11 protein-coding genes are annotated in these 13,260 nt (G+C 61.3%); 4 read left to right on the top strand and 7 right to left on the bottom strand.

What is annotated here, in order from left to right:
- Positions 1-23: 23 nt before the first annotated feature.
- The gene (locus AC1DLB_RS10840; protein ID WP_477743749.1) at positions 24-1,016 is read right to left on the bottom strand and encodes a diaminopimelate epimerase; all 993 of its coding nucleotides are present in this window, start codon (positions 1,014-1,016) and stop codon (positions 24-26) included.
- A 168-nt stretch (positions 1,017-1,184) separates the two neighbouring features.
- Between AC1DLB_RS10840 and AC1DLB_RS10835 the strand changes: the two genes are divergently transcribed.
- Both AC1DLB_RS10835 and AC1DLB_RS10830 read left to right on the top strand, forming a co-directional pair.
- Positions 1,185-2,336 (top strand): MFS transporter, encoded by a 1,152-nt coding sequence (locus AC1DLB_RS10835; protein WP_111454126.1) that lies wholly within the window; start codon positions 1,185-1,187, stop codon positions 2,334-2,336.
- A gap of 125 nt (positions 2,337-2,461) precedes the next feature.
- Positions 2,462-3,727, top strand: coding sequence for a trypsin-like serine peptidase (locus tag AC1DLB_RS10830; protein WP_477784987.1), 1,266 nt, complete (start codon positions 2,462-2,464; stop codon positions 3,725-3,727).
- Between the two features lie 60 nt (positions 3,728-3,787).
- Here AC1DLB_RS10830 and AC1DLB_RS10825 read toward each other — a convergent pair whose 3' ends face one another.
- The 3 genes from AC1DLB_RS10825 to AC1DLB_RS10815 form a co-directional block, all read right to left on the bottom strand.
- Entirely contained in the window at positions 3,788-6,211 is a 2,424-nt protein-coding gene (locus tag AC1DLB_RS10825) for a TonB-dependent siderophore receptor (RefSeq protein WP_477743751.1), read from the bottom strand.
- 97 nt (positions 6,212-6,308) lie between these two features.
- Positions 6,309-7,283, bottom strand: a complete 975-nt coding sequence (locus AC1DLB_RS10820; RefSeq protein WP_477743752.1) for a FecR family protein — start codon at positions 7,281-7,283, stop codon at positions 6,309-6,311.
- Positions 7,280-7,780, bottom strand: a complete 501-nt coding sequence (locus tag AC1DLB_RS10815) for a sigma-70 family RNA polymerase sigma factor (RefSeq protein ID WP_111454130.1) — start codon at positions 7,778-7,780, stop codon at positions 7,280-7,282. Before AC1DLB_RS10815 ends, AC1DLB_RS10820 begins: the two co-directional genes overlap by 4 nt.
- A gap of 171 nt (positions 7,781-7,951) precedes the next feature.
- Between AC1DLB_RS10815 and AC1DLB_RS10810 the strand changes: the two genes are divergently transcribed.
- Positions 7,952-9,079, top strand: coding sequence for an HlyD family secretion protein (locus tag AC1DLB_RS10810; protein WP_477743753.1), 1,128 nt, complete (start codon positions 7,952-7,954; stop codon positions 9,077-9,079).
- The gene (locus AC1DLB_RS10805; protein WP_477784986.1) at positions 9,076-10,668 is read left to right on the top strand and encodes a DHA2 family efflux MFS transporter permease subunit; all 1,593 of its coding nucleotides are present in this window, start codon (positions 9,076-9,078) and stop codon (positions 10,666-10,668) included. Before AC1DLB_RS10810 ends, AC1DLB_RS10805 begins: the two co-directional genes overlap by 4 nt.
- A 9-nt stretch (positions 10,669-10,677) precedes the next feature.
- Here AC1DLB_RS10805 and AC1DLB_RS10800 read toward each other — a convergent pair whose 3' ends face one another.
- From AC1DLB_RS10800 to AC1DLB_RS10790, 3 genes are all read right to left on the bottom strand, one after another.
- Positions 10,678-11,118 (bottom strand): carboxymuconolactone decarboxylase family protein, encoded by a 441-nt coding sequence (locus AC1DLB_RS10800; protein WP_018925362.1) that lies wholly within the window; start codon positions 11,116-11,118, stop codon positions 10,678-10,680.
- A gap of 165 nt (positions 11,119-11,283) precedes the next feature.
- Positions 11,284-12,732 (bottom strand): mechanosensitive ion channel domain-containing protein, encoded by a 1,449-nt coding sequence (locus AC1DLB_RS10795; RefSeq protein WP_477743754.1) that lies wholly within the window; start codon positions 12,730-12,732, stop codon positions 11,284-11,286.
- A gap of 136 nt (positions 12,733-12,868) precedes the next feature.
- Positions 12,869-13,260, bottom strand: a 392-nt coding sequence (locus tag AC1DLB_RS10790; protein ID WP_477784985.1) for a pirin family protein, incomplete at its 5' end; no start/stop codon positions are given.

The following is a 13,260-nucleotide window of genomic DNA, read 5'->3' as shown; positions in this document are numbered from 1 at the left end:
GGCTCGCGATGACGGTCTCAAAATCACCCCATCAACCGCGCCGTCCCAAACAACCTGACCCGACTCAATTCGCCCTCCCGTTCTTCCAGCAGAATCGGCGCCGTGCCGCCGGGCATGACCACTTGCACTTCCCCCGCCGCCACCCAACCCACTCGCCACGCCGCGCACGCCACCGCACTGGCGCTGGTACCCGACGACGCGGTCGGCCCTTCGCCACGCTCGAACACCCGCGCAACGATTCGCCCTTCGGATTCAAGCATCGCCCATTGCAGGTTCACCCCGGCCGCACACGGCTGCCCCGCCCCGGTCGGCGTGGCGTAAGCGATGCGGGTCAACCCTCCAGACAACTCCGGCTCGCGCATTTGTGCGTTGCTCGGCAACGCATCGGCGCCTGTCACTAACGTCACACAATGGGGGTTACCGATGCGCACGAACTGGCTGCGGTTCCAGGCTGGGTCGAGCGTCGACAATGGCCGCACGTGACTGACATCACGCCCGTCCAACACGACGGCTTCGACCCCTTGCGCACCCACCGCTTCAGGCCCGAACGAAGGCTGCCCCAAGTCCAGCCAGAACCCTTGCACGCCATCGATTTCGGCGGGGTTCACCGAAGTCGCCACTGGCGAGAGCGCATCGCGCTTGTCGTGATGAACCCTGAGCAGGCAAGCCTCCTCCCTCGGCATCAGCCCTTGTTCACTCAGGGCCTGGGAAAAAATCGTCAGGCCATTGCCACTGCGCTCGGCCAGGCTGCCGTCGGTGTTGACGATCAGCAGGTCAAACGGCGGCGAAGATTGAAACGGCCCCACCAGCAAGCCATCGCAACGATGCGCCTTGCTGCCGGGCGGTTGTGTCCCGGGAGCCCAGCCGCAGAATGCCTCGATGGCCGACAACGCCCAGGCCTCACGGGTTTGCGCCGCCTGGCTGGCCTGTTCAGGCAGCTCGATACCGCTATCGCGCAGGGCGTCAGGCGCCACCACCGCGTAGATATTGCCTCGAGCATCGTACATCCGCGTCATGGCRCCCCCCCTATGAACAATTGATGCGTCGACAATATCGCGAAACAACGGCTGGCTGTGCAAGGATGTCACTCTGCGTGACTGCTGCCCCCGCCTGAACGTGGTGATCGAACCCTTTGCGGTTGTTCACTGTCCTTTGGGACGCGACGTTTTTTGCCAAGGATCGATATGACCAACCTCAACACCCAAGCCACCTTCGTCCCCGGACGTCTGGAACAGATGTCCACGCGCATCGCCTTCTTCATCGCCGGTTTCGGCATCGCGGCCTGGGCGCCGCTGGTGCCTTACGCCAAGGCGCGGGCCGGGCTGGATGAAGGCACCCTCGGGCTGTTGCTGTTGTGTCTGGGGGTGGGTTCGATTCTGGCGATGCCCATGGCCGGGATTCTGGCGACGCGTTTCGGCTGCCGTCGGGTGTTGAGCGGCGGCACCTTGTTGATCTGCGCGGCGCTGCCACTGTTGGCGACGGTATCCTCGATTCCGGCGTTGATCGCGGCATTGTTCATGTTCGGCGCCGGCCTGGGCACGGTGGATTCGACGGTGAACCTGCAAGCGGTGATCGTCGAGCGGGCCAGCGGCAAGACCATGATGTCGGGTTTTCATGGGCTGTTCAGCCTCGGCGGGATCGTCGGCGCGGCGGGTGTCAGCGGCCTGCTCGGTCTGGGTTTTTCGCCGCTGGGGGCGATGTGCGTGGTGATCGTGGTGCTGGTGCTGGCATTGCTTAAAGCCGCGCCGCACCTGTTGCCTTACGGCAGTGAAAGCTCCGGCCCGGCATTTGCCGTGCCCCATGGCATCGTGCTGTTTATCGGCGGGATGTGCTTCATCGTGTTCCTGGCTGAAGGCGCGGCACTCGACTGGAGCGCGGTGTTCCTGGCGCAGGAACGCGGGATCGACACCGCGTATGCCGGGCTGGGTTATGCGGCATTTGCGCTGACCATGACCGCCGGGCGATTGACCGGTGACGCGATTGTCCGGCACCTGGGCGCCACGCGGGTGATTCTGTTCGGCGGACTGATGGCTGCGGCAGGATTGTTTCTGGCGACCTTCGCACCGGGATGGCAAGCCGCGCTGCTCGGTTATGCGCTGCTCGGTGCCGGTTGTTCGAACATCGTGCCAGTGCTGTACACCGCCGTGGGCAAGCAGACGGTGATGCCGCAAAGCATCGCGGTGCCGGCCATCACGACCCTGGGTTATGCCGGGATTCTGGCGGGACCGGCGGTGATCGGTTTTGTGGCTCATGGCAGCAGCCTGAGCTTCGCGTTCGGACTAATGGCGGTGCTGCTGGTGGCGGTGGCGATTGGAGGGAAAGTGCTAAAGGTCTAACGCTCAGCAGCACGAAAAACGACAGGAGGTCGTATTTTTCGCCGCTTTACTATCAGTTCTGACAGTAGACACGTTTTGGCTGCGCATCGACCATGAGTTGAATATCCCAGGCGGGTGAGCTCCTCATGAACACGTTCAACCTCAAGGTTCTGCTGGTTTTGTTGCTACTGATGGGCGCGAACGGTTGCAGCAAATCGCCGCTTGCCCAACATGACTGGGGCGAAGGTATTGAAAATTTCGCACCGGCACGTCTCTTGTCCAATGCCGACGGGCGATACAACCATTGGCAGTCCATCGCCAGGGTCAAGGTTGATGAAGGCCGGATCTGCAGCGGCAGCCTGATCGATACCCGTGGAGCAAACGATGATCGCAGCGGCCCAGCGTATGTGCTCACCTCAGGTCATTGTGCAAAAGGTAATGTCGGTCGATTTATCGTGAACGAGCCTGCGTCCGGACAGGCTACCTTCAATTTTTTCCGGGACACGACGCCACAACAAAAAAACTATCCCATCACCAGAATCGCCTGGAGCACCCTGCGTGGCCAGGACATTGCGCTGCTGGTACTCGATCGCACCCTCGGCCAAGTGATGAACGATGGCATCCAGCCCTTGAAAGTTGCGAGCCATGCCCTGACCGAAGGCACCGATACGCTGGTGGTTGGCGCCGCTGTCGATGATTTTATCCAGCGTTCGGCATGTCCGCAGGAACACCGCGCAGGAATTCTCGAAGCCGGGTGGGTTTGGGTGGATCAAATCAGCAATCGATGCCTGGGGGTCATCAATGGAATCTCTGGCTCTCCACTCCTGAATCGCTACACCAACGAAATCGTCGCGGTGATTGGCACCACCACGCGCGACAGCGGGCGATCGCGATGCAGTATCAGCGCACCTTGCGAAGTCATCGAAGGCATGCCTATCAGGGATTACAGTGAGGTGCGTACCACTGACTCAGGCGGCGAGAGCGAGTTACGCTATGAACTGCGCCAAGGACCAGGGCTGTATTTCTTGTGCGTGATGGGGCAAAACCATCAGGCGGGACCACCCGGAAAATGGGATGCGCGAAACGCCAGGATTTTTTGGCGGTGGGTATTGGCAGAACCCGCTCAAATGGCGCCAGTATTCAACATCACGAATAGAGGAGAGGGCGTCTATTCTGTAGCGCCTTCTCAGGTCACGCCCGATCTGGATGTAGCAGGGCATCAATACAAGATCGGTACATCGGCCACGATTGATTGCCAACAAGCTGAGGGATACAAGCAGGTCAGGCCACCACTGCTGGATTTTGAAGTGGACACGAGCGACGGCGAGAAAAAAATCTGCCTCAAGACCGTGGACATGGCAGGCAATCCTTCGCCTGTCATCGACTTCCGACTGCCAGACGCCGCCCCGTAAGCCTGTGTCGACACCTATCAGAAGCTGATCGGCAACCCSGAATTGCCGACCAGTCACTCATCAGAATCCGACGCTGGCCTGCACAAAGAACGTGCGTGGCGCGCCGACGTACATCCCCGAGTTGTTGTCGCTGGAACGGGTGAAATACTGCTTGTCGAAGATGTTTTTCACCCCGGCGCCGACTTTCAGGTTCGACAACTGCGAACCGAAGTCATAACCACCGCGCACGTTCCAGGTCACGTAACCCGGAATGTCACCGTACTGCCCGTCTGCGGAACCTTCGGTGATGTAGTTGCCGCTGAAGCTGCCATCGGCATTCACTCCGGTCCCCGGTGAACGCTGCCTGGACTGGGCAAAGGCATCGAGGTTGTAGGTCCAGCGGTTGATGTCGTAACGCAGCCCGGCGGTGGCCACCTGACGCGAGTAGAACGGCAGATCACGGCCCTTGAAGCCCGGGATCTCGCCTTCATACGTGGCGCGGGTGTAGGTGAAACCGGCGTTGGCGGTCAGGCCATCGAGCATCGGGTTGAGCGCCGACAGGTCGTAATGCACCGACGCTTCAAGGCCCTGGTGCTTGGTCGCGCCGAGGTTGGTCCAGCCCACGTCGTTGCTGATGTATTGCAGTTCGTCATCGAAGTCGATGTAGAACAGCGTCACTTCCCCGCCCCACACGTCATCGTTGTAGCGCGTACCGAGCTCGTAGGTCTTGGCTTTTTCCGGGCTCAAGCCATTGGCGGTGTTGTCACCCGAGCCACCCTGGCCGAGCTGGAAATATTGCAGGCTGCCGAACGAGGTTTCGTAGTTGGCGAACAGCTTCCAGGCCTCGGACAGGTGATACATCACGCTCAGGGCCGGCAGCGGCTCGTTGCTGTCGATGCTGCGGCGTTTTTCCTGCACCGGTTTGCCGGCGGTGTCGAGCACCGGCCTGTCGTGCCATTCGGTGCTGATGCTTTCAAAACGGATGCCGGGGGTCACGGTCCAGTTGCCGACGTCGATCTTGTCATCGATGTAAACGGCGTGGGCCTCGGTGCCACCGGTGCGGTCCTGGAACACATGGCCATCGGACGTTTTGCTGACCACCGGCTGATTGTTCACCAGCGCCAGACGGCTCGACTCTTCGTGCATGCCTTCTTTCAGGTAGCGATAACCGACGCTGGCTTCCTGCGTGGTCGGGCCCAGGTCGAACACATGGGACACCCGCGGTTCGATGCCGAAGGTGTAGTACGTGCGCGGGTAGGAGTTGAGGGTTTTCTGGTCACGCGCGGCGATGGTGCTGCCACGGAAGCTGTCGGAATAGTAGGTCAGCACTTCGGCTTGGGTCCGGTCGTCGATCTGCCGCGCCCATTTGAACGACACGTCCTTGCGGCGGCCGCTGAAATTGTCGTGGTCGCGGTCGGACTGGAACGGATCGGCGTCGTACTGCTTCTGCGTCAGGCCACCGGGCATGTCGGCGCTGGCGTCGTAGTAATGGAAATTGAGGCTGAAATCGTCCTGATCGGTGGGCGCCCAGTGAGTCTTGAGGATCACGTCGTCGATGTCATTGCCGTTGTTGCTTTTGCGATAACCGTTGCCGTTCACCCCGGAATACAACAGCGCCACGCCCATGCCGTTTTCGGCGGTGCCGCCGAGAAACGCGGTGTCGATGTGTTTCCAGCCACCGCGCTGGGTGGTTTCCAGGGTGGTGCCGATTTCACCGGTGGCTTTCTCCGGGATCGCGCGGGTGACGAAGTTGATCACGCCACCGACGTTCTGCGGCCCGTAACGCACGGAACCGGCGCCGCGCACCACGTCGATGCTGTCGAGGTTGCCGGAGGAAATCGGCGCCATCGACAGCTGTGGCTGGCCGTAAGGGGCGAAGGCAGCCGGCACACCGTCGATCAGTACGGTGGAGCGTGGCGACAGGCGCGAAGTCAGGCCGCGCACACCGACGTTCAGGGAGATGTCGCTGCCGCCAGTGCCGTTGGCGTCCTGCACTTGCACGCCGGGAACACGCCGCAATACGTCGCCGACATTCATGGCGCCCTGCTCGACCATCGCTTCACGGCGAATAACCGTGCGCGCGCCGGGATGGTTTTGCACCACGGCGGCATCGGCGTCACCGAGCCAGTCACCCACCACCTTGATGTCGGTCACGCCCAGTTCCAGCGGGCCATTTGAGGCGGAAGTCGGTGCCGGCATCAGCGTGACCGAACCCTCATCGATCTGGTATTGCAGACCGCTGCCTTGCAGCAATTGGCGCAAGGCCTGTTCCGGCGAGAGGTTGCCATCGACTGCCGGTGCCTGTTTGCCAGCCACCAGTTCCGGGCTGAAAAAAACCTGCAACGAGGTTTGCTGGCCCAGCTGACTCAAGGCCTGGCCCAGTGGCTGAGCCTGAATATGAATGGCGTCGGCGGCGAATGCCTGAGGCAGCGCCGAGCTGACCGACAGGGCGAGCGCGAGGGGCAGCCAGGATGATTTGTTATTTTTAGCGGTGGTTTTCTTCACGTCGAACGTTGTCCTGTGGATCGCAAGAGTGCGCGTCTGTTAATGCAAACCAGTTGCAGTTGGACAAGAAGACGAAGAACTCGAAAAAAACCTGAATCTATCGGGAGATTATTTCCTGGCTGCCGTCATCGAGGGTGCGGATGGCCACCCGCAGAATGCTCGGCAAGGCCTTGAGCAGCGCATCGGTGTTGTCGGATTTGAACACACTGGTCAGGCGCAGGTTGCCCACGTTGGCGCTGCCGACTGTCAGCGGTTTCTCCCGATAACGCGACACTTCTTCGGCCACTTCGCTGAGGCTGGCGTTGTTGAACACCAGTTTGCCGCTGCGCCATGCGGTCAGTTCCGCAGGGTTGACCATATAGGCGGTGGCCACCTTGCCCTGGGCATTGATGCGAGTGCCGAAGCCGGCGGTGAGGCTGACGAAATCATCGCCACCCCCTTGAACCCTGACCGTGCCCTGCTCCACCGCGACCCGGGTTTCGGCGCTGTCGCGGCGCACATCGAACCGGGTGCCGGTGACCGTGACCCTGCCGCTGCCCGCCTCGACCACGAACGGTCGACTGCTGTCGTGCTCGACGCTGAACATCGCCTCGCCTTGCGTCAACTCGATGCCGCGACGGTCCTTTTCATAGCGCACCTGCACCCGGCTGCGGCTGTTCAGATCAATCACCGAACCGTCCGGCAACGCCACATGACGACGCTCGCCAAGGGCCGTGGAATATTCAGCCGTGTAGGTCGCCGGAGGGTTCAAGCCGCTGAACAGCCCCAGGCCGAGCGCCACCGCCAACACGCTGGCGGCCACCGCGTAACGCACCAGCGGACGACGTTTACTGCGCACCGCCGGGGTTTCACACAAGGCGTGCAGACGCTTGGCCGGCAATCGATCGGCCGCCACCCACAGGTTCTGGAGTATCTGATATTCGTTGCGATGCTGAGGGTGTTCGTCCAGCCAGCTCTCGAAGCGGCGCTGCTCTTCGGCGCTGGCGGCAGGTTCCTGCAAACGCACAAACCACCGCGCCGCGTCGTCGCGAACCGTTGTTTGCCCGCACGCACAATCACGAGTATCCATCATGGCTGTGCCCCGTCCAGACGATCACGCAGATGCCGCAGGGTGCGGATCATATACTTTTCCACCATGTTCCTGGACAGCCCCAGGCGCTCGGCGATTTCGGCCTGGGTCAGGCCTTCGATCTTCTGCCAGACGAACACCTTGCGGCAGTTGAGCGGCAACTCGGAGAGCGCCCGCTCGATGGAATCCGCCAACTGGATCGCGTGCATGAAATGCTCCGGGTCGCCGGACGACGACACACTGTGATCGATCGCCTCCGACTCCATGGCGCCCCGCCGATCCTCACGCCGATAACCGTCCACCGCTATGTTGCGCGCGGTCTGGTGCAAATACGCCCGAGGTTGCTGCACCGCCGCCGAATCGGACTCGAGCACCCGCACGAAGGTGTCATGGGCCAGGTCCTCGGCCTGCTGACGATTTCTCAGACGACGGGTCCAGGTGCCGATCAACTCTTCGTAATGCTCGAAAAAGCCAGGTCTGCGGGGCAGCTTGGGGGTCATTGCGGCGTGCTGTAGGGATGAGGTGCGAATAGTAATGCTTCCTATTAACCGGAGGCAATGGATTCCACTTGGGAGTACCAGACGACCGGTAGCCAAAACCCGTTGCCACAAAATATTACATGCGTCATATTACACTCATAATAACGCCTCGTTTCCCACAGGTATTTCTCCATGACCAGCATGCCCAGCCTTGAACCCGACCTTGCTGTCGCAGTGAACCCACCCAAGCCTCCCCTGCTGAAACGGCTGGTGCTGCTGACGGCAGCCATCGCAGCCCTGGTGTTCATCGGGCTGTACGCGAACCATTGGTGGACTGCCGGGCGCTTCATCGAAGAAACCGACGATGCCTACATTGGTGGCGACGTCACGGTGATCGGCCCGAAAGTCGCCGGCTATATCGAAGAAGTGTTGGTGACCGACAACCAGAAGGTCAAGGCCGGCGATGTGCTGATCCGGATCGACGCCCGTGACTACCGCGCCAACCTGGCCAAGGCTGAAGGCGCGGTGGCCGCTGAAGAAGCATTGCTCGCCAACCTCGACGCCACCGAACAACTGCAACACGCGGTGATCGGCCAGGCCCGCGCCGGTATCGATGCCGCAGGCGCCGAAACCGCGCGCTCGCGGGACGACAATGCCCGCTACAAACGCCTGGTGGGCAGCAATGCCGTCTCGGTGGAAAGCGCGCAACGGGCCGACGCTACCTTCAAGACGGCCCAGGCGCAGAGTGCCCGGGCCCAGGCCGAATTGCTCGCCGCGCAACGCCAGTTGAACGTGATCGAAACCCAGAAACAACAAGCCCGCGCGGCGTTGATACAGGCGCGGGCCGAGCGTGATCTGGCGCAGTTGAACGTCGGCTACACCGAGTTGAAAGCCCCCGTCGATGGCGTGATCGGCAATCGTCGGGCGCGGGTCGGCGCTTATGCCCAGGCCGGTTCGCAACTGTTGTCGTTGGTGCCGGCCAGCGGGTTGTGGGTCGATGCCAATTTTAAAGAAGATCAGCTAGCGCGGATGACGCCGGGACAACGTGTGATCGTGCATGCCGACGTGCTCAAGGGGCGTGAGTTCCACGGGCATCTGGACAGCCTCGCGCCGGCCAGCGGTTCGCAGTTCAGCGTGCTGCCACCGGAAAACGCCACCGGTAACTTCACCAAAATCGTCCAGCGGGTGCCGGTGCGGATCCTGCTCGACCCGGCGGATGGCGTACTCGGTCATCTGCGTCCAGGCCTGTCGGTGACTGCCGAAGTGGACACCCGCGCCGAGCCTGAAGCGCAAACCCCAACCGTGGCCAGCGCGCCATGAGCCGCGCCCTCGCCGCCCCCGCGCAACCGTTCAACGCAGCCAACATGGCGACGGCGACCAAGGTGTTCGCCTTCGCCACGATGTGCATCGGCATGTTCATTGCGCTGCTGGATATCCAGATCGTCTCGGCGTCGCTGCGTGACATCGGCGGCGGGCTCTCGGCGGGCACCGACGAAACCGCCTGGGTGCAGACCAGTTACCTGATCGCCGAAATCATCGTGATTCCGCTGTCGGGCTGGTTGTCCCGGGTGTTCTCGACCCGTTGGCTGTTCTGCGCCTCGGCGATTGGCTTCACCCTGGCCAGCCTGCTCTGCGGTGTGGCCTGGAACATCCAGAGCATGATCGCCTTCCGCGCCCTGCAAGGGTTTCTCGGTGGCTCGATGATTCCGCTGGTGTTCACCACCGCCTTCTTTTTCTTCACCGGCAAGCAACGGGTGATCGCCGCCGCAACCATCGGCGCAGTGGCCTCGCTGGCGCCGACGCTGGGGCCGGTCATCGGTGGCTGGATCACTGACATTTCGTCCTGGCACTGGCTGTTCTACATCAACCTGGTGCCGGGGATTTTCGTCGCGGTGGCAGTGCCGATGCTGGTGAAAATCGACCAGCCGGAATTGTCGCTGCTCAAAGGCGCCGACTACCTGAGCATGCTGTTCATGGCGGTGTTTCTCGGTTGCCTGGAATACACCCTCGAAGAAGGCCCGCGCTGGAACTGGTTCAGCGACAGCACGATTCTGACCACTGCGTGGATCAGCGGCCTGGCCGGATTGGCCTTCATCGGTCGAACCTTGTACGTGGCCAACCCGATCGTCGATCTGCGCGCCTTGAAAGACCGCAACTTCGCCCTCGGTTGTTTCTTTTCGTTCGTCACCGGGATCGGCCTGTTCGCGACGATTTACCTGACGCCGCTGTTTCTCGGCCGGGTACGCGGCTACAGCGCGCTGGACATTGGCCTGGCAGTGTTTTCCACCGGGGTGTTCCAGATTATGGCGATTCCGCTGTACGCCTTTCTGGCCAATCGCATCGACCTGCGCTGGATCATGATGACCGGCCTTGGGCTGTTCGCCCTGTCGATGTGGGACTTCAGCCCGATCACCCACGACTGGGGCGCCAGGGAATTGATACTGCCGCAAGCCTTGCGCGGGATCGCGCAACAACTGGCGGTGCCGCCGGCGGTGACCCTGACCCTTGGCGGGTTGGCACCGTCGCGGCTCAAACATGCTTCGGGGTTATTTAACCTGATGCGTAACCTTGGCGGCGCGATGGGGATCGCCGCGTGCGCGACCATCCTCAATGACCGCACCAACCTGCACTTCACCCGGTTGGCGGAGAACCTCAACAGCACCAACGAAGCACYCAATCAGTGGCTGTCCCAGGTCGGCCATAACTTCGCCGCCCTCGGCCAGAGCGGTGACATCGGCGTCACCGCCAGCCTGCGTCAGCTGTGGCTGCTGACGTATCGCGAAGCGCAGACGCAAACCTACGGCGACGCGTTCCTGATGATCATGGTCTGCTTCATTCTCGCCACGGCGATGGTGCCCCTGATGCGCAAGGTACAACCACCAGCCGCGCCGAGTGCCGATGCTCATTGAGCCTGATTGTTACTCCTGAGGCATCTTGCGGAAACCCACAGCCAGGCGGTTCCAGCTGTTGATGGTGGAAATCGCCACCGTCAGGTCGACCATTTCCTTGGGGCTGAACTCGGCGCTGAGCAGCGCATAGTCTTCGTCCGGCGCGTGGGTCAGGCTCACTTGGGTCATGGACTCGGTCCAGGCCAGTGCGGCGCGCTCGCGATTGGTGAAAAACGGTGCCTCGCGCCAGGCGGTCACGGCGAACAGCCGGCGTGGCGTTTCCCCGTCCTTCATGGCATCGGCAGTGTGCATGTCGATGCAGAAGGCGCAGCCGTTGATCTGCGAGGCGCGCAGCTTGACCAGTTCGATCAGCGACTTTTCCAGGGGCAGTTTCGAGACAGCGGTTTCCAGGGCCATCATGGCTTTGAAGGCGTCTGGGGAGGCAGTGTAGAAATCGATACGGGTTTGCATGGCGAGCTCCAATCACAATGGGTGTTGGCGCTACGTTAATGCGGACCTGAGGTTGAACAAATAGCCAATTATTGGGAAGTTGAGGATGCCAATAGACCAGAAGAATTTCAGTGACAGTGCCGACGCCGACGCCTGCTCGCGAAGGCGCCGGAACAGGCAACCAACCTATTGGTGACTACGATTGCGCAACCACTGCAAAAACCCTTTTTTCTCCACCACCTTGGGTGTTTCCTGAATCAGCGCCTGAGCCTTGTTCAAGCGGAAATCCAGCAACGTCTTCATCGCTTCACCGATGTCATGCCGCGCATCCAGGCACGGTTGGAGGTATTCCCTTTCGATCCGGTACAAGCTGCAGGTCGTCTTGGCTTTAAAATCCGCCGGCATCGCCATATCGGACAAAATCCCGCCCTCGCCGATCACCTCTCCCGGCCCCATGCGCCCGCTTTCGATCTTGACCCCGCCGCGGCTCAGCTCCACCGACACGACGCCGGATTCAATGATGAACAGATGATCGCTGACCTCCCCCGCCGGCAGAATCATTTCTCCGGCGCGGAAGGTTTGCAGCTTCATGTTCTGGCTGAAGGTTTCTTTCTCTTCCTGACGCAGGGTCGAGAAGATGTTCGAGCCGTCCAGCAACGCCCGTTGCCGTGACAAGGCCGCAGGAGCGTTGGGCTCGACGTTCGACAACAGGATGACGCCGGATGCCTGCAAGTGCCGGAACGCCAGGTCGAACAGCAGATTGCGCACCATGCGTTTCTGATCCATGGAGACCACGAAGCCGCTGATTTCATACTCCACGCCGGTGCTGCCGGAGCTTTTCAACGCCACGCACGGTGCCGGTTTGTCCAACAGAAAGCGGCACCCTTGCATAGCCCGCTCCAAGGCATCGATCACCGTTTGCGGACGCGCGTGGGGGCTCACTTGCAAACTGATCGAGACGCCGAAAATATCGCTGGGCCGGCTGAAATTGATGATCTTGGCCTTGGCCGCCAGGGAGTTGGGGATCACCGCCATGCTGCCTTGGGAGGTTTGTAGGCGTGTGGCGCGCCAATCGATGTCGGTGACCCGACCTTCGGTGCCATCGATGGAGATCCAGTCACCCAGTTGATAGGGTTTGGTGGTGTTCAGGACGATCCCGGAAAACACGTCGCTGAGGGTACTTTGCAAGGCCAGGCCGACGACGATCGCCAACGCGCCGGATGTCGCCAGCACGCCCTTGACCGGCAATTCGAGCACGTACGCCAGGGCAGCAATGACCGCGATCAGGAAAATCACCGCGCCGAGCAGGTCCTGCAACAAGCGCCCGGTGTGCCCGACCCGTTGCATCATCACCGCGCCGAGCAATACTGTCAGGGTGCGCGCTGCGTATAGCCACCAGCCAATCTGCAAACCGGTTGCCGCCAGGTGCAACGGCACATTGTCGGCCCAGGGCGCCGGCGCCATGGGGTTCAAGCCTTCGTTGAACAGCAGCACGCTGAACAACGCGAAAATCACCACCCGCGCGGCCAGTTTCCAGTTGCTGCTACTGGCCGTGATCAAACGCCACAACACCAGATCGATCAGGATCAGGATCAGCGCGCTAAGCAACGGGTGATTGGTGAGCAGTGACAGCATCAAGCAACTCCAACAATGGCCAATGGCGTGAAGATCTCACAGATTGTAGGAGCTGGYGAAGCCTGCGATCTGCAAAACACCACAAAACCAATGTGGGAGATACCAGGTTGCAGAGCAACCCACTACTGCGTCGTATTCAACCGCTCATCCGGCCGAACCGGCCCGACTGGAAGTCGCTGAAGGCCTGATGAATTTCCTGCTCGGTGTTCATTACAAACGGGCCGTGGCCGACGATGGGCTCGTCGATCGGCTCGCCGCTGAGCAGCAGCACGACTGCATCGTTGTCGGCTTCGAGGCTGAGCTGATCACCGTTGCGTTCGAACAACGCCAACTGCCCGTCACGCACCAGTTCCTGACCATTGACCTGAACCGTACCGCGCAGCACCACCAGTGCGGTGTTGCGTCCTTCATGCAGATCCAGGGTCAGCAACTTGCCGGCGTTCAAGCGCACATCCCACACGTCGATCGGCGTGAAGGTCCGCGCCGGGCCTTTGTGGCCGTCGAACTCACCGGCGATCAAGCGCAGGC

The organism is Pseudomonas sp. 05N434 (genome assembly GCF_056396965.1).
The sequence above is the reverse complement of the archived record's forward strand: the minus strand, read 5'-3'. Positions and strand labels throughout refer to the sequence as shown.

Excerpts from the sequence above, each read along its gene's own strand:
- AC1DLB_RS10840 (WP_477743749.1), bottom strand. The coding sequence starts at position 1,016 with ATGACGCGGATGTACGATGCTCGAGGCAATATCTACGCGGTGGTGGCG.
- AC1DLB_RS10835 (WP_111454126.1), top strand. The coding sequence starts at position 1,185 with ATGACCAACCTCAACACCCAAGCCACCTTCGTCCCCGGACGTCTGGAA.
- AC1DLB_RS10830 (WP_477784987.1), top strand. The coding sequence starts at position 2,462 with ATGAACACGTTCAACCTCAAGGTTCTGCTGGTTTTGTTGCTACTGATG.
- AC1DLB_RS10820 (WP_477743752.1), bottom strand. The coding sequence starts at position 7,283 with ATGATGGATACTCGTGATTGTGCGTGCGGGCAAACAACGGTTCGCGAC.
- AC1DLB_RS10815 (WP_111454130.1), bottom strand. The coding sequence starts at position 7,780 with ATGACCCCCAAGCTGCCCCGCAGACCTGGCTTTTTCGAGCATTACGAA.
- AC1DLB_RS10810 (WP_477743753.1), top strand. The coding sequence starts at position 7,952 with ATGACCAGCATGCCCAGCCTTGAACCCGACCTTGCTGTCGCAGTGAAC.
- AC1DLB_RS10800 (WP_018925362.1), bottom strand. The coding sequence starts at position 11,118 with ATGCAAACCCGTATCGATTTCTACACTGCCTCCCCAGACGCCTTCAAA.
- AC1DLB_RS10795 (WP_477743754.1), bottom strand. The coding sequence starts at position 12,732 with ATGCTGTCACTGCTCACCAATCACCCGTTGCTTAGCGCGCTGATCCTG.